The following is a 16,363-nucleotide window of genomic DNA, read 5'->3' on the forward strand; positions in this document are numbered from 1 at the left end:
GCGGGGGTCGGCGACCTCGGGCACCACGCGCGCCCGGGCGGCGCGGACGGCCGCGCCGCCGTCGTGTGCGGCGTCCAGCAGGGCGCGCGCGGCGTCCCGGCCCACCTGCCGCAGGGCGCGGGAGGACTGCGGGTCGCGCGGGCGCAGGAAGTGCCAGAACGCGGGCGGCGGGAACACCGTGCGGCCGTGCCGCGGCGCCCTGCCGGTGAAGCCGCGCACCTGCCACAGCAGCGAGCCGTCCTCGGCGTCGTAGCAGTGCATGTGCATGTCCGAGCCGCTGCCGCCGCCCGTGACGACGAGGTCGGGCCCGCCGGGCAGGCGGATCACGCCCCACGGGTCGCCCTGGTGCTCGCGGCCCAGCACGGCGCGGCGGCCGTCGACGCCCTCCAGGGTGTAGCCGCGGGACCCGCGCCCCTGCCTGGCGCGAGGGCGGGTGACGCGGAACCCGGCCAGGCCCTGGGCGTTCTGGCCGAGCGGCGAGCCGGTCACGCCGTCCGGCAGCCGGATCAGCGACAGGTTCTCGTGCTCCAGGACCATCCCGTCGGGGAGCGGGTCGGCGAAGAACGCGGGCGGGGAGTGCGTCTCGGTCGCCTCCCCGGTGGCGGGGTCGATCCGGTGCCAGGCGGCCGGCTGGTAATCGTTGCCGGACGCCGTCCACAGGCCGGTGCCGTCGCCGAGCAGTTCGCCGGCGTCCCAGTGCGGCGCGGAGCGGTCGCCGGGCCGCAGGACGCGGTGGCCGTCGTGGCGGCCGCCGCCGTCGGCGGTCTCGCACTGGTAGCCGAGGGTCAGCCGGTAGCGCGGCGACAGCGGCGCCAAGCCGTGCGGGTCGTCGGGCGTGAACACCGTCTCGGGGTCGCTCGCCCAGTACGCCTGGTCGGCGTGCTCGGTTTCCTTCCCCCATCCGACCAGGAAGTCGCCGCCGGCGTAGAACACCACCCGCATGGCGGCGTCGGCGGGCACGGTGAACGCGCATTCGGCGCGCCTGCCGTCGTGGTCGACGGCGATCGCGCGGTCGGCGGTGAACACCGTCAGCACGGGCCAGGTGGCGGTGACGCCCTCGATGTCGGCGCCGCCTTCGGTGAGCTCGGCGACGGCCTCGTCCAGTGCGGGCCAGCCCAGTTCGTCCGGCAGGCCGGCGCGCAGCGTGCGCTGCAGCGGGCCGGTCAGGTCGAGGGCGGCGAGCGCTTCGTCGATGCCGTCCAGGGCGGCGGCGGTCGGGGTGTCGAGCAGGCCGTCCAGGGCCGCGACCGCCTCGTCGGCCTCGCCGAGGCCGCCGCCGGCGACCTGGTCGAGCAGGCCGGTGACGCGTTCCCGGACGCTGTCGGCGATCTGGGGGGTGCCGACCAGGCGGGTGATGGCCGTGCCGCCCGCCCGGGGGGCCTCCCGCACGTGCCGGGCGTGCACCGAGCCCTCCAGGCGCTTGCCCAGCACGGGGTGGGCGGCCAGGGCCTTGAGGTCGCGGCGGGAGCGGTCGCCCCAGTAGTCGAGCCGCACGTTCGGGCCGGGGTCGTGGACGGGGATGCCCTCGGCGAGGCAGGCGTCCACCAGGTCGGCGTCGAAGTTGGTCCACCCGTAGCGGCCCTCGTGCAGGCGGACGGGCGTGCCGGCGGCGCGCAGGCGCGGCGCCAGCAGCGGCAGCACCTCGTACAGCTCGTCCGGCAGCGGGTGCTGGCGGACGCCGCCGTAGGATTCGCGGCGGTAGGAGTACAGGTAGGTGTAGCGGCCGAGCCAGCGGGCCAGGCCGCCGTCGGGGGTGACGCGGCCGTCGGCCATCGCGTCGATGACCCCGGCGGCGCGCAGCAGCCGCAGGAAAGCGGCGCCGTCGGTGTTGGCGGGCGGGAACAAGTCCACCAGCTCCCGCCGATCCCTGTCGTCGGGCGGGTACTTGGCGAGCAGCCTGGCGGCGCCGTCCAGTAGCCGGTCGGGGACCTCGACGCCCTTGGAGGCGACCAGCACCTTGCTCATCACGCGCGCCGCCTCCTCGTCGCCGAGCCCGGCGGCCCTGGCGGACGCGCGTACCCGCGTGTGCAGGTCGGCCGCCGGCGGGGCGCCGCTCTCGGTCCACGCCCGGACGAACCGCAGGAACTTCTTGTGCGCCTGCCAGTCCGGGAACACCGATGCCAGCCACTGCTGGTGGGCGCGCACCTCCGTGCCCGCCAGCGCCCCGGCCTCGGCGAACAGGAGCGCGTTCGCCACCCGGTAGTCGGCGTCGACCGGCAGCCCGTGGGTGTTCTCGGCCTCGCGGGCCAGGCCGTAGGCCGTCGCGGCGTGCCGCGGGGCGATCCTGGCGAGCCGGTGCCCCACGGTGTCCCAGAACCACGGCAGGTGCTCGGCGGGCAGGCCCCGCGCGCGGCGTTTCATGTCGTCGAGGAACCGCCCGGGTTTGGAGCGGGCGCGTCCGATCTCCTGCCGGATCGCCTCGAGCAGCGTCTGCGCGTCCTTCTCCCAGGCGGGCGCGTAGGCGCGCACCCAGTCCAGGTAGAGGGTGGACGACGACGGGTCGGAGGGGAGTTCTGCCAGCATGCGCACGATCATGGCAGGCGCCACCGACGGTCTCCGGCGCATCGCCGCGGACCGGACGGCCCGCGGGTGACCGGGGCTACTTCTCGGCGAGGACGATCACCGTGTCGTCGGCGGCCAGCGTGAGCGGCGCGGTCTTGTCGGGGTTGAGCACGACGCCGTAGCCGGGCGGCTGGTGGAACTGGGCGCGCAGCCGGTAGCCGAGGGCGGTCTCGCCGCGCCGCCGGGCCGCCTCGATGACGGTGGCGAAGTTGGCGACGGCGCCGGGGCGCAGGTACCCGGCCGCGGGCCGCAGGTAGATCTCCGAGCCCTCGGGGTCGAGCAGGTCCATGTAGACCTCGTGCAGGTGCCGGTCCTCGCTGAGCTGGGTGAGCACCTGGTTGATCAGCTTGTCGCTGACCACGAAGTCGTCGGCCTCGGTGACCTGGGCGATCTCCCGGTTGGCGTCGTCGTTGATCTCGCTGACGATGGAGTAGGGGGCGCCGGGGCCGGTCACCATGTCGCGCAGGTGCAGCAGGGTGACCAGGGTGCGGGCGTCGGCGTGGTCGGGCGGGTGCCCGGCGTCGGCCAGCACGATGACGTGCTGGAAGGAGGCGGTGTCCAGGCGTTCCAGCGCGGCGCGGTCGGTGGGGTCGCAGCGGGTGAAGCCGACGGTGATGTTGGCCAGCTCGCCCAGGGCGGGCGTCGGGTCCGGCCGGTCGGCGGCGACGAGCACGCTCGAGCCCGGTTCGACGAAGTCGTCCAGCAGTTCCAGGATCTTGGGGGCGCGGTGGTTCCAGCCGAGCATCAGGGTGCGTTCGGGCACCGTCCGGGCGGGCTCGGGGGTGCCGATCGCGTCCTCGACGATGGGCGGCCGGCAGGCGGCCAGCTCGATCAGCGTGTTGTCCTCGGCGAGCAGTATCAACTCGTCGTCCGGGGCGATGACGGTGCCGGCGGGCGGGTTCAGCGACACCTCGCCGTCGGCGTGCCGCAGGCCGATGGGCACGCCGAGCCGGTAGGCGAACAGCGCCTCCCCGTAGGTGGTGCCGGCGAGCGCGGGCTCCGGGCGGATGTACAGCTCGTGGCCTCTGAAGTCGAGCAGCTCGGTGAACACCGCCGACAGGCCGGACTGGCGGTGCGACTGGACGATGAGCCGGATCGCCATGTCGTCGGCGTCGATGACGTGCGCGTCGGGGCCGCCGGCCAGCCGGGCCGCGGCCAGGTTGGCCGAGTCGTGCACGGCGGCCACCACGTGCGGGCGCCGCTCGCCCCACTCCCGGGCGCCCAGCGACAGCAGCACCTTCAGCACGTGCACGTCCGGGTCGTCGACGGGCGGCGACACCACCACGATCGAGCGGGCCGTGCCGGGGCTGACCAGGTCCAGGTCGGCGACCTTCAGCGGGTTGCCGTGCCGGCAGATCACCCGGGTGCGGCCGGTGTCGCCGACCCGGGCGCGGATGGCGTCCTCCATGTCCACCCGGTCCATGTCGGCCAGGACCGCCACGCACGAGCCGCGCCGGCTGCGGTTGGCCTCCGACAGCTCGGCGATCACCGTGAACACCTGGTCCGACCAGCCGAGCAGCACGGTGTGGTCGCGTTCGATGATCCGGGAGCGGCCCTTGCGCAGCTCGGCGATCTTGCTTTCCAGGCCGGTGGTGATCACGCCGATCAGCGAGCTGACGATGAAGATCCCGCCGACCGTGACGGTCAGCATCATGGCCAGGTAGGGGGCGCTGCCCTCGTCGCCGCCCATCGTGCCCGGGTCGAGCGTGCGCAGCAGGCTGCGCCACAGCACCCCCGGCCAGTGCCCGTTCTCGGCCGAGTCGCGGGGGGCGAGCAGCACGGCGGCCGTGGTGACGGCCAGGACCAGCGCCCCGGACGCCAGGCCCAGCCAGCCGATCAGCGCCGGCGTGCCCTTGGCCATGGTGTTGTCGAACCAGTAGCGCAGGCGCTCCCGTGTGGTCGCTCGCTTCACTCGTCTCCCCGGCCGTCCGGGCCCGCGCGTCGCCGGCCCCGCGTACTCCAGCGCCTGCGCGGTCGGGCGACCGTCCGTCACCTATGACACCTGTAACAGAAACGCCGGGCGCGATGCGCGCCGTCCCCCGGACGCACAGGCACATACACCCCGATTTGATCATCTGACAGCTTATCCCCACGGCCCTCCCCCGCTTCCTGCGGCGCAGGGCGCGGGGGAGGGCGCGCCGCCGCGCCCGCCGGCGGATCACCATCTGAAATCCGCGGCGTTGCGCGGCGGCCACGGCGCGTTCACGATCGGCGCAGAGCATGCGGCCGCAACTCTCACGGCGCAGGCGCCGCCGTGCCGAACCCCCACCCCCCGGATCGGCGGCGCCTGCTCCCGGTGCTCCCCCGCGGGTCGCCTGCGGTCCCGGCGCGGGCCCCCGCCGGGACATCCCTCCCCGACCGGCGGGCATACGATGCTCACGGACACGCTCACAGGCGGCCGCCCCACGGGCGGCTGACGCACGAGGCAGCTCACGGACATGGGGACGGATGTGACGACGAGGTTGTATCCACGGGAGCGGCTGGGCCGGGTCCAGCAGGCGGCCGGACGCGCGGGGCTGGACGCCGTGCTGCTGACGCCCGGGCCGGACCTGCGCTACGTGACCGGCTACGACGCCAAGCAGCTCGAACGGCTCACCTGCCTGGTCGTGCCCGCCTCCGGGGACCCCTTCCTCGTGGTGCCCCGGCTGGAGCTGCCCGCCGCCCAGGCGTCCCCCGCCGGCGGCCTGGACGTGGAGCTGGTGCCCTGGGACGAGACCGACGATCCCTACGCGCTCGTCGCCTCCCGCCTGCCCCGCGGCATCGGCCGGGTCGCGCTGGCCGACCGGATGTGGGCGGTCATGGCGCTGCGGTTCCGCGCCGCCCTGCCCGGCGCCGAGCAGGTCCCCGCCGGGGGCGTCATGCGCGAGCTGCGGATGCGCAAGAGCGCCGCCGAGGTCGAGGCGCTGCGCGAGGCCGGCGCCGCCATCGACCGGGTGCACCGGCGGATCCCCGACCTGCTCAAGCCCGGCCGCACCGAACGCGAGGTCGGCCGCGACATCGCCGACGCGATCATCGCCGAGGGGCACGCCGCCGTCGAGTTCGTCATCGTCGGGTCCGGTCCCAACGGCGCCAACCCGCACGCCGAGCCGTCGGACCGGGTCATCCGGCCCGGCGAGCCGATCGTCGTCGACATCGGCGGCGCCATGCCCAGCGGCTACTGCTCCGACGCCACCCGCAACTACTGCATCGGCGCGCCGCCGGAGGACTACCTGGCCTACTACCGGGTCCTGCAGGAGGCGCAGCAGGCCGCCTGCGACGCGGTCCGCCCCGGCGTCGCCCCCGAGGCGGTGGACGCCGCCGCACGCGACGTCATCGCCGCCGCCGGGTACGGCGAGCACTTCTTCCACCGCACCGGCCACGGCATCGGCCTGGAAGGCCACGAGGAGCCCTACATCGTCGCGGGCAACACCGAGCCGCTCGAACCCGGCATGGCCTTCTCCGTCGAACCGGGCATCTACCCCGGCCCGCACGGCGCCCGCATCGAGGACATCGTCGTGTGCACCGACGACGGGTGCGAACGCCTCAACAACGTCACCCGCGACCTGGTCGTCGTCGACTGACCCGACCGGCCCGCCCGCGCGGACGGCGGGCGGGCCGGTACCGCGCGGTCGTCAGACGACGGTGCAGGAGGCCCCGTTCAGGGCGAACGACGTCGGCTTGCCGGTGTCGCCGGTGTGGGTGGCCTGGAAGCCGATGTCGACCGACGCGCCGGGCGGCAGCGACGCGTTGTAGGACACGTTGGCGGCGGTGACCTGCCCGGTGGCCGGGGAGAAGACGGCGTTCCACCCGGACGTGATCGTCTGCCCGGCGGGCAGGGTGAACACCAGCGACCAGCCGTCGAGGGCGGACGGCCCGGTGTTGGTGATCGTGATGTTCTCGGTCAGCCCGGTGTTCCAGGCGTTGACCGTGACGGCGACCCGGCAGGCCCCCTCCGGCGGGTCGGTCGGCGTGGTGCCGCCGCCGGTGAGGCCGAAGAAGTCCAGGATCCGCGCCGCCATGCCGGCCGCCATGATGTTGTGGCCGCCGCCCTGGATGCTGATCGCCTCCACCGGGGCGGTGGTGCCGGTGCCGCCGTAGCGGGTGCGGGTCCAGTTCGCCTGCGGCTGGTCGGTGGAACTGGGCGTCTGGCCCACGCCCAGCACTTCCGTCCACTGCTTGATCTGCTCGCCGAAGTTGGGGTAGCGCAGCACGTCGTCATTGGTGCCGTGCCAGATCTGCATGCGCGGCCGGGGCCCGGCGTACCCGGGGTAGGCGGCCCGGACCAGGTCGCCCCACTGCTGCGGAGTCTTGATCACGGTGCCGTTGGCGCAGGCGCTGTTCCACTCCGACCCGTCGGTGGTGGCGAAGCAGCCGAACGGCACCCCGGCGACCGCCGAGCCCGCCTGGAACACGTCGGGGTAGTCGCCCAGCAGCACGTTGGTCATCATCGCGCCGGAGGAGATGCCGGTGACGTACACGCGGTCGGGGTCGACGCCGCGGTGCTGCTGCTCCCAGCGGACCATCGACACGATGCCCGCCGGGTCGCTGTCGCCGTCGCGCCTCAGCGCCCCCGGACTCGACACGTCGAAGCACTTGCTGCTGCGCGTCACCGACGGGTAGACGACGATGAAGCCGTACCGGTCGGCCAGCGACGCGTACTCGGTGCCCGCGTACATGTCGGGCCCCGAACCGGTGCAGTAGTGCACGGCCACCAGCAGCGCCGGACGCTGCGCCACGTTGGCCGGCACGTACTCGTACATCCGCAGGCCGCTCGGGTTGTACCCGAAGCCGGTCACCTCAGTGAGCGTCGCCGCCGCCGACGGCCGGGCCGGCGCGAGCGCGCCCCCCACCGCCAGGGCCAGGGCGAACAGCACCGCCGCAAGCCTTGATCTCACCTTCTGCCGCTCCTCACCCGGAGGGGCCGGGGACAGGTCCCGGCCCAGGCCGACATCACCCAGGCGCCGTACTCGCAGAGCGTTTCGCCGATCGCTGCGAACCCGCCCGAACGGTAGGTAGCCGCGTCGAACCCGGTCAAGGAACCGGCGCCGGGGTCCCGCGAAACGCGCTCCACCTGCGGCTGCGCGGGAAAGTTCCACACCCGGCCGTGATCTCGGCGCCGCCCGCCGCACCGAATGCCTTGATTCTCCGGTTTATATGTGTTATGCAGTTAACAGAGTTCCTGACGAAGGTCCGGCCGGTCTGTTGCGGCCGTCGGCGGGCCCGGCCGGACGGGCCGCGCAGCGCCGGACCGCGCCCGGGCGGGAACGCGGGTGCCGTCAGCAGGTGGTCGACGCGCCCGCAGGTTCCGCATCCCCTTCCGAGGGAGGTACCGATGACCACCGCGTCCGAACCGGCCGCGAACCCCGCCGCCGTCCCGCATTACCCGATGGAGCGGGCGGCGGGCTGCCCGTTCGCCCCGCCGCCGCAGCTGCGCGAGCGGCAGCGCGAGGGGCCGCTCACCAGGGTCCGGCTGTGGGACGGCAGCACCCCCTGGCTGGTGACCCGCTACGCCGACCAGCGGGCGGTGATGAGCGACCCGCGCGTCAGCGCCGACATCCGCCGCCCAGGCTTCCCCAACGTCGCGCCGATCCCGCCCGACGGCGCCCCGGGCCTCAGCTTCGTCGTCATGGACGACCCCGAGCACCGGCGGCTGCGCCGCATGGTGACCGCGCCGTTCGCCGTCCGCCGGGTGCGGGCGATGCGGCCGGCGATCCAGGAGATCGTCGACGGCCTCATCGACGACATGCTGGCCGGCCCCAACCCGACCGACCTGGTCGAGGCGTTCGCGCTGCCCGTACCGTCGCTGGTCATCTGCCGGCTGCTCGGCGTGCCCTACGCCGACCACGACTTCTTCCAGGCCAACAGCAAGACGCTCATCCGGCGCAGCGCCGCCCCCGAACGCCGCGCCGAGGCCGGCCGGGCGCTGCTGGACTACCTCGACGGCCTCATGGCCGACAAGCTCGCCCGCCCCGGCGACGACCTGCTGTCCGGCCTGGGCGAACGGGTCGAGGCCGGCGAGCTGACCAGGGCCGAGGCCGCCCGCATGGGCGTGCTGCTGCTGGTCGCCGGGCACGAGACCACCTCCAACATGATCGCGCTCGGCACGCTGGCGCTGCTGCGCCACCCCGACCAGCTGGCCCTGCTGCGCGACGCCGACGACCCCGCGCTGGTCGAGTCGGCGGTGGAGGAGCTGCTGCGGTACCTGACGATCACGCACGTCGGGCGGCGCCGCATCGCGCTGGCCGACATCGAGGTCGGCGGCCAGGTGATCCGCGCGGGCGAGGGGATCGTCCTGCCCAACGACATCGCCAACCGCGACCCCGCCGCCTTCCCCGAGCCCGACCGGCTCGACCTGCGCCGCGGCGACGCCCGCCGGCACGTGGCGTTCGGGTTCGGCGTGCACCAGTGCCTCGGCCAGCCGCTGGCCCGCGTCCAGCTGCAGGTCGTCTACGGCACCCTGTACCGGCGCGTGCCCACGCTGGCGCTCGCCGCGGACCTGGCGGACATCCCGTTCAAGCACGACGGGGCCGTCTACGGCGTCTACGAGCTGCCCGTCACCTGGTGACGGCCCGCCGAGGGGGAGGCCGATGAAGATCATCGTGGATCGGGACAGGTGCGTCGGCTCCGGGCAGTGCGTGCTGACCGCCGAGGGGGTGTTCGACCAGAGCGAGGAGGACGGCATCGTGGAGCTGCTCGACCCCGAGCCGCCCGCCGAGGCCGCCGCCGACGTGCGGCTGGCCGCGTCGCTGTGCCCCGCCCTGGCCATCCGGATCGAGGAAACCGCGCGGTAGCCGCCGCGAAAGGCCCCGGTCCCGCCCGGCGCGACGCCGGCGGGACCGGGCTCCGCCGTCCGGCAGGCCCCGCCGCACGGGCCCTTGACCGAGCAAATGAACGCTCGTTTAATTCCGTGTATGGGCCGTGTCGCCGGTGTCACCGCCGCCGAGACCCGCGAGCGGCTGCTGCGCGCCGCCGCCGAGGCGTTCGCCGCACGCGGCTACGACGGCACCCGCGTCGCCGACATCGCGGCGGCCGCGGGCGTCAGCAACGGCGCGCTGTACGCGCACTTCAAGTCCAAGGCCGAACTTCTGGTGGCGGCGCTGCGCGCGCACGCGCGGCAGGTCCTGGCCGACCTGCTCGACGCCGAACCCGACCGGTCGCCGGCCGAGGTGCTGCTGGCCGCCGGACGGCGCGTGCCGCATCCCCGCGACGCCCGCGGCGACCTCATCGTCGAGGCCCTGGCCGCGGCCCGCCGGGACGGCGGCGTCGCCGCGCCCGTGCGCGCCTACGTCGGCGAACGCGTCGACAGGGTCGCCGACCTGCTGCGCGAGCCCCGCGGCGGCGCCCGGCTCGACCCGGCACTGTCCCCGCGCGCCGTGTCCTACCTGTGCTTCCTGCTGGCGGTGGGAAGCGCACTGGTCCCGCGGGACCTGCCGGCGGTCGACGAGGAGGAGTGGGCCGCGCTGCTGGCCCGCCTGGCGTCGTCCGTCGTCGTCCCCGCCGAGCGCACCCAAGGCGCGGCCCCGCCTCGATCCCCCCTCAGCGAAGGCACCTCGAAGACGGGAGACACGCAGTGAGAGTACAGATCGACACCGGGCGCTGCATGGGCCACGGCCGCTGCTACGACCTGGCCCCCGACCTGTTCGGCGAGGACGACGAGGGCTACGGGAAGGTCCTCGGCGACGGGACCGTCCCCCCGGAGCAGCAGGACCAGGCGCGCCTGGCGGCGGCCAACTGCCCCGAGCGCGCGATCGAGCTGACCGAGGAGTCCTGACATGGCGGTCGACGACCGTTTCCCCCGACGGGTCGGCGACCTGCCCGACACCCGGTCCGGCGGCACGCGCAGCGAGATCGTCACCGGCCCGGTGGCCGACTGGGCGACCGACTTCTCGCACGTCGAGCCCGAGTGGGCCGCCGACCCCTACCCGATCCAGGACGACCTGCGGCGGCGCTGCCCGATCGCGCGCACCGAGCGGTTCGGCGGCGCCTGGCTGCCCACCCGCTACGAGGACGTCGCGGCGATCGCCTACGACACCGAGCGGTTCACCTCCCGGACGGTCATCGTCAGCAACTTCCGGCCGCCGCGCGACCTGGAGCCCGTGGGGGTCAGCCCGCCGATCTCCTCCGACCCGCCGTTCCACCACCAGGCCCGCAGGCTGCTGCTGCCGGCGTTCACCAAGAGCGCCGTCCGGCGGCTGGAGCCGCAGACCAGGGCGTTCTGCCACGAGCTCATCGACCGGTTCAAGGGGCGCGACGTCGTCGACGCCGCCCAGGACTACGCCCAGCACATCCCGATGCGGGTGATCGCCGACATGCTCGGCTTCCCGCCCGAGGACGGGCCGCGGTTCCGCGAGTTCGTCGAGAGCGTGCTGGAAGGCGTCAACCTGCCGACCGACGAGCGCATCGAACGCGTGGACCGGCTGTTCGACTACCTGCTCCAGCAGATCCACGACCACATCGACCACCCGCGCGACGACCTGACCAGCCACCTCATCAACGCCGAGCTGGGCGGGCGCAAGCTCGACGCCTCGGAGGTGTCGGGCATGATGGCGCTGCTGCTGATCGCCGGGATCGACACCACCTGGAGCGCGATCGGCGCGTCGCTGTGGCACCTGGCCCGCACGCCCGCCGACCGCGAGCGGCTGGTCGCCGAACCCGACCTGCTGCCGACCGCGATGGAGGAGTTCCTGCGCGCCTACGCGCCGGTCACCATGGCGCGGCTGGTCAAGCAGGACATGCACTGGCGCGGCGTGGACATGAAGGCCGACGACTGGGTCCTGCTGTCGTTCCCCGCCGCCAACCGCGACCCGGCGCAGTTCGAACGGGCCGACGAGGTCGTCATCGACCGGAAGGTCAACCGGCACGCCGCGTTCGGCCTGGGCGTGCACCGCTGCGTCGGCTCGCACCTGGCCCGCATGGAACTGCGCGTCGCGCTGGAGGTCTGGCTGGAACGCGTGCCGAAGTTCACGCTGGCCGACCCGTCCGCGGTCACCTGGGCAGCGGGCCAGGTGCGCGGACCCCGCACCCTGCCCGTCCGCATCGGCTGACCGGCGGCCCCGTCGCAACGTCCCCGGGCACGCCCTGGGGCGTTGCGACGGGTCTTGTCACAGCGGGTAGCGGACGCCGGTCAGCTCCTCCGAGACCTCCCACAGGCGGCGCTGCACGGCCCTGTCGTGCGACAGCCTGCTGGAGGAGACCGGCTTGGGATGCCCCCGGCCCTCGAACGGCCCGTCCGGGCCGTAGAACCGGCCGCCGCGCACGTCCGGGTCGGTCGCGGCGCGCAGCGTCGGCAGCGCGCCCATCTCGGCGCTCTGGGCGAACACCGGCGCGACCGCCGTGGAGACGACCAGCCGCACCGCCGCGGGCAAGTTGCGGATCAGCTCGGTGGCGGCGAAGCCCGGGTGGGCCGCCACCGCGATCGTGCCGGCGTCCGCCGCCGCCAGGCGGCGCTGCAGCTCGTAGGTGAACAGCAGGTTGGCCAGCTTGGACCGGGCGTAGGCGGCCACCCGGTCGTAGCGGCGCCGCCGCCACCCCAGGTCGTCGAAGTCGATCCGGGCGCGGACCCGGTGCATGGCGCTGCTGACGGTCACCACGCGGGAGCCGGGCACCGGCAGCAGGGCCTCCAGCAGCAGCCCGGTGAACGCGAAGTGCCCCAGGTGGTTGGTGCCGAACTGCAGCTCGAACCCGTCGCGCGTGGTGCCTTTCGGGGTGAACATCACCCCGGCGTTGTTGATCAGCAGGTCGATCTTCGGGTGCCGGGAGCGCACCTCGCGGGCGGCGTCGCGCACGGACTCCAGCGAGGTCAGATCCAGGTGCCGCACCGACACGTCCGCCTCCGGGGCGGTCTCGGCGATCCGGGCGGCGGCCCGCTCGCCCTTGCCGGTGTCGCGCACCGCCAGCACCACCGTCGCGCCCCGCTCGGCCAGCACGCGCGCGGTGTCGAAGCCGAGCCCGGTGTTGGCGCCGGTCACCACGGCGACCCGGCCGTGCTGGTCGGGGACGTCGGCGGCGTTCCACTTCCGTGCCATGCCGATCACCCTAACCCCCGCCGCCGCCCGCGCTCCGAGGCGAGCGGGACACGGTCGGCGGCGCGGGGCGGGTCAGCGCGCGGGCGCGGCCGACGGCTCCGCCGGGGCCTGCTCGTGCGGGGACGAGGACCGCCCGGACGAGCGGGTCGGGATGGTCAGCGCGATCGCCGCGGCCAGCACCGCGACGCCGCAGCCGATCAGCATGCCGGCGCGGAACCCGTCCTCCGACGGCAGGACGTGCCCGCCCAGGTTCACCGTCATCTGCGCGAGCACGGCGCCGACCACCGCCGCCGACACCGACGTGCCGATCGAGCGCATCAGGGTGTTGAAGCTGTTGGCCGCCGCGGTCTCCGTCACCGGCACCGCGCCCATGATCAGCGCGGGCATCGCCCCGTACGCCAGCCCGACGCCCATGCCGCACAGGCAGGTGACGACCAGCAGGCCCCACGTCGACCCCATGAGCGGCACCGACGACCCGTAGCCGACCGCGATCACCAGGGCGCCGCAGACCAGGGTGAACTTGGGGCCGCGGGCGGCCGACAGCCGGGCGCCCAGCGGCGAGACCAGCATCATCACCAGGCCCGAGGGGGCCATCCACAGCCCGGCCGCCAGCATCGACTGGCCCAGCCCGTAGCCGGTGGCCTCGGGCAGCTGCAGCAGCTGCGGGATGATCAGCGACTGCGCGTACATGGAGAAGCCGACCACGATCGAGGCGGCGTTGGTCAGCAGCACCGGGCGCCGGGCGGTGGTGCGCAGGTCCACCAGCGGGTCGCGGGTGCGCAGCTCCCACCAGCCCCAGACCGCCAGCACGACCGCCGCGGCGCCCAGCAGGCCCAGTGTCGTGCCGCTCGTCCAGCCCCAGTCGGCGCCCTTGGACACCGCCAGCAGCAGGCACACCAGCCCGGCGCCGAGCCCCAGCGCGCCGACCGGGTCGAAGCGCCCGGCGGCGCGCGCCGGCGTGGCGGGCACCAGCAGCCACATCATCACCGCGACCAGCACGTTCAGCGCCGCCGCGGTCCAGAACAGCACGCGCCAGCTGGTCTGCTCGGCGACCGCCGCCGCGAACGGCAGGCCGAGCGCGCCGCCGATGCCCAGCGACGAGCTGACCAGCGCGATCGACGACCCCAGCCGCTCCGGCGGCAGCAGGTCGCGCAGCGCGCTGATGCCCAGCGGGATCATGCCCATCCCCATGCCCTGCAGCAGCCGCCCGGCGACCATGGGCGCCAGCGACCCGGCCAGCGCGCACAGCACCGAACCCGCGATCAGCGGCACCGAGCAGCCCAGCAGCACGCGGCGCTTGCCGTACAGGTCGCCCAGCCGCCCGATCACCGGCGTGGTCACCGCGCCCGCCAGCAGCGTGGCGGTGACCACCCAGGTGGCGTTGGCCGGGGTGGTGTGCAGGATGCGCGGCAGCTCGCCGATCAGCGGGACCACCAGGGTCTGCATGAGCGAGGCGACGATGCCCGCCACCGCCAGCACGCTGACTATCCCGCCGGAGCGGGGGGCCGACGTGGAGTCCGCCACGTGGTTCTCCTTTCCGATCATGAGCATATGTACGCTACATACTATGTGCAATGCACACATGGTGTGCATGATGCACATCACGCCGACCCGGGGCGCCGCGTGCGCGGGGACGGGCGGATACCGGCCGTCGCCGCAGGCCGGGAGAATGAAGGCATGGACCGGCTCACGCGGATGATCGAGTTCGAGACCATGCTGCTGTCGCGGCACAGCCTGGCCGCGCGCCGCGCCCGGCGCGACGGCGGCATGCTCGAGCGCAGCGCCTACCTGCTGCTGAGCCGCGTCCGCATGGAGGGCCCGATGTCCATCCGGCAGCTCAGCGAGGCGTTCGGCCTGGACGCCTCCACCGTCAACCGGCAGACCGCCGCCCTGGTGCGCGCCGGGCTGGTCGAGCGCATCCCCGACCCCGACGGCGGCCTGGCCCGCAAGTTCCGCATCACGTCCGAGGGCGAGCGCCGGCTGGACGAGGACCGCGCCCGCATCGTCCGCGGCCTGGACAAGGTGCTGGCCGACTGGTCGCGCGAGGACGTCGCCGCCTTCGCCAGCTACCTCAAGCGGTTCAACACCGGCCTGGAGCGCCTCGGCGGACGCCCCTGGCCCCGCCCCTGACCGCGTGCCCTACGAACGGGAGGTGTCGGGCGAGGGCTGGCGGCGGCCCGGACGCAGGGCCGGGGCCGGAGGCCGGGGTCGGGGCGCCGTGCGGCCGCGGAGAGGGGTCCGCATGGGAGGATGGGCGGCATGAGCGGGCTGATGCTGCTGGACACGCCGTCGCTGTACTTCCGCGCCTTCTACGGCGTGCCCGAGAGCGTGACCGCGCCGGACGGCACGCCGGTCAACGCCGTCCGCGGGCTGCTGGACATGATCGCCAGTCTGGTGCGGGACCGCTCCCCCGAGCGGCTGGTGTGCTGCATGGACGCCGACTGGCGGCCGTCGTTCCGGGTGGCGGCGCTGCCGTCGTACAAGGCGCACCGGGTGGCCGCCGACGGCGGCGACCAGGCGCCCGACGCGCTGAAGGCGCAGCTGCCGGTCATCGACCGGGTGCTGGACGCCTTCGGGCTGGCCCGCGCCGGGGTGCCCGGCTACGAGGCCGACGACGTGATCGGCACGCTGGCGGTGCGGGGCGCGGCGCGCGGCCCGGTCGACGTCGTCACCGGCGACCGCGACCTGTTCCAGCTGGTGGACGAGCGCGGCCCGGTGCAGGTGCTGTACACCGCGCGCGGCATCCGCAACCTGCAGGTCATGGGCGAGAAGGAGGTCGCGGCCAAGTACGGCGTCCCCGGTCGCGGCTACGCCGACTACGCCATGCTGCGCGGCGACCCCAGCGACGGGCTGCCGGGCGTGCCGGGCGTGGGCGACAAGACCGCCGCGGCTCTGGTCACCCGGTTCGGGTCGGTGGAGGGGATCCTGGCGGCACTGGACTCCGGCACCGCCGAGGGGTTCCCGGCGGGGGCGCGGCGCCGGCTGGAGGCCGCCCGCGACTACCTGGCGGCGGCGGGCACGGTGGTGCGGGTGGTCACCGACATCGACGCCGCCGAGCTGCGCGATCTGGACGACCGGCTGCCGGCCGCGCCGCGCGATCCGCGGGCGCTGGTGGAGCTGGCCGACCGGTGGGGGCTGGACGGCCCGGTCAACCGCCTGCTGAACGCGCTGGCGGCGCGTTCGGGCGCGTCCTGACGGGCGCGCCCTGACGGATGCGTCCCGACGGGCGGGTCCTGACGGGCGCGTTGACCGCGGCGCCCGCGACCGGCACCACACCATCCCCATATGCCCGTCTTGTCGGGTCTGCCGGGCTTGACGGGTTTCCTGACGTCGCAGGCGCGGTTCCCCGCGCAATGTGTCAGATGACGCAGACACGGCGGGCGCGGGGGCGCACCATCCAGGGCAATGGCGGGTTTTCCTGGACCTGTGAAGACCAGGCACGCACCGCCGGCCCGGGACCGCAGCGGCCCCGGCGGCCGGCGTGGGCGACGCGTGGACGGGCCGGTTCCCGCGGCGCTGGGCCTGACCGTCCCACTCCCCCCAACCGCCGCGGGGCCCGGTTCAGCGCCGGGACGCCCGCCGCGGCGGGGCACGGTGCAGCGGGGGCGCCGGCCGCCGCGGCGGCGTCGGCCGTGCACGGCGGGGGGTGTTCCGGCGGGCCGCGGCCGAGGGCGGGCCCGCGGCCGTGGAGGACTCGAGAGTACGGACCACCGGTGACCGAACAGACCGCTTCCCCGACCGGCCCCCGCCGCGGCGCACGCCCCGCCGCGCGCGGCGCGGGCGCCGCCGCCGCGCCG

At 74.7% G+C, this 16,363-nt stretch carries 12 protein-coding genes and 1 pseudogene; 8 read left to right on the top strand and 5 right to left on the bottom strand.

Annotation, left to right across the window (positions count from 1 at the left end):
* Together ABD879_RS28400 and ABD879_RS28405 are read right to left on the bottom strand one after the other, a co-directional pair.
* Positions 1–2,523, bottom strand: a pseudogene (locus ABD879_RS28400) (hypothetical protein); the annotation flags it as partial.
* A gap of 76 nt (positions 2,524–2,599) precedes the next feature.
* On the bottom strand, positions 2,600–4,474 hold the full coding sequence (locus tag ABD879_RS28405; RefSeq protein ID WP_345024730.1) for a CASTOR/POLLUX-related putative ion channel: 1,875 nt from the start codon (positions 4,472–4,474) through the stop codon (positions 2,600–2,602).
* Between the two features lie 538 nt (positions 4,475–5,012).
* Between ABD879_RS28405 and ABD879_RS28410 the strand changes: the two genes are divergently transcribed.
* On the top strand, positions 5,013–6,122 hold the full coding sequence (locus ABD879_RS28410) for a M24 family metallopeptidase (RefSeq protein WP_345024731.1): 1,110 nt from the start codon (positions 5,013–5,015) through the stop codon (positions 6,120–6,122).
* A gap of 51 nt (positions 6,123–6,173) precedes the next feature.
* Here the strand turns inward: ABD879_RS28410 and ABD879_RS28415 are convergent, their stop codons facing one another.
* Positions 6,174–7,436 carry an extracellular catalytic domain type 1 short-chain-length polyhydroxyalkanoate depolymerase gene (locus tag ABD879_RS28415; protein WP_345024732.1) on the bottom strand — a complete coding sequence of 421 codons (1,263 nt, stop codon included), beginning with the start codon at positions 7,434–7,436 and terminating at the stop codon, positions 6,174–6,176.
* A 437-nt stretch (positions 7,437–7,873) separates the two neighbouring features.
* On the opposite strand from ABD879_RS28415, the gene ABD879_RS28420 reads away from it, so the two are divergent.
* From ABD879_RS28420 to ABD879_RS28440, 5 genes are all read left to right on the top strand, one after another.
* Positions 7,874–9,106: a cytochrome P450 gene (locus ABD879_RS28420; RefSeq protein WP_345024733.1), complete on the top strand. Its 1,233-nt coding sequence runs from the start codon at positions 7,874–7,876 to the stop codon at positions 9,104–9,106.
* 22 nt (positions 9,107–9,128) lie between these two features.
* Positions 9,129–9,332 carry a ferredoxin gene (locus ABD879_RS28425; RefSeq protein ID WP_345024734.1) on the top strand — a complete coding sequence of 68 codons (204 nt, stop codon included), beginning with the start codon at positions 9,129–9,131 and terminating at the stop codon, positions 9,330–9,332.
* 120 nt (positions 9,333–9,452) lie between these two features.
* Positions 9,453–10,115: a TetR/AcrR family transcriptional regulator gene (locus ABD879_RS28430; RefSeq protein ID WP_345024735.1), complete on the top strand. Its 663-nt coding sequence runs from the start codon at positions 9,453–9,455 to the stop codon at positions 10,113–10,115.
* Positions 10,112–10,312, top strand: a complete 201-nt coding sequence (locus ABD879_RS28435) for a ferredoxin (protein WP_345024736.1) — start codon at positions 10,112–10,114, stop codon at positions 10,310–10,312. The genes ABD879_RS28430 and ABD879_RS28435 overlap by 4 nt, the downstream gene beginning before the upstream one ends.
* Position 10,313: 1 nt before the next feature.
* Complete coding sequence (locus ABD879_RS28440) at positions 10,314–11,585, top strand: cytochrome P450 (RefSeq protein ID WP_345024737.1); 1,272 nt, start codon at positions 10,314–10,316, stop codon at positions 11,583–11,585.
* Positions 11,586–11,642: 57 nt separating this feature from the next.
* Here ABD879_RS28440 and ABD879_RS28445 read toward each other — a convergent pair whose 3' ends face one another.
* Together ABD879_RS28445 and ABD879_RS28450 are read right to left on the bottom strand one after the other, a co-directional pair.
* Positions 11,643–12,566, bottom strand: a complete 924-nt coding sequence (locus tag ABD879_RS28445; protein ID WP_345024738.1) for an SDR family NAD(P)-dependent oxidoreductase — start codon at positions 12,564–12,566, stop codon at positions 11,643–11,645.
* Between the two features lie 72 nt (positions 12,567–12,638).
* On the bottom strand, positions 12,639–14,111 hold the full coding sequence (locus ABD879_RS28450) for an MFS transporter (protein WP_345024739.1): 1,473 nt from the start codon (positions 14,109–14,111) through the stop codon (positions 12,639–12,641).
* A 132-nt stretch (positions 14,112–14,243) separates the two neighbouring features.
* Between ABD879_RS28450 and ABD879_RS28455 the strand changes: the two genes are divergently transcribed.
* Positions 14,244–14,696, top strand: coding sequence for a MarR family winged helix-turn-helix transcriptional regulator (locus ABD879_RS28455; RefSeq protein ID WP_345024741.1), 453 nt, complete (start codon positions 14,244–14,246; stop codon positions 14,694–14,696).
* Between the two features lie 129 nt (positions 14,697–14,825).
* Positions 14,826–15,761, top strand: coding sequence for a 5'-3' exonuclease (locus tag ABD879_RS28460; RefSeq protein WP_345024742.1), 936 nt, complete (start codon positions 14,826–14,828; stop codon positions 15,759–15,761).
* The last annotated feature ends 602 nt before the right edge of the window (positions 15,762–16,363 follow it).

Origin of the sequence: Actinomadura keratinilytica (assembly GCF_039539665.1) — a bacterium.
Lineage (GTDB): Bacteria > Actinomycetota > Actinomycetes > Streptosporangiales > Streptosporangiaceae > Spirillospora > Spirillospora keratinilytica.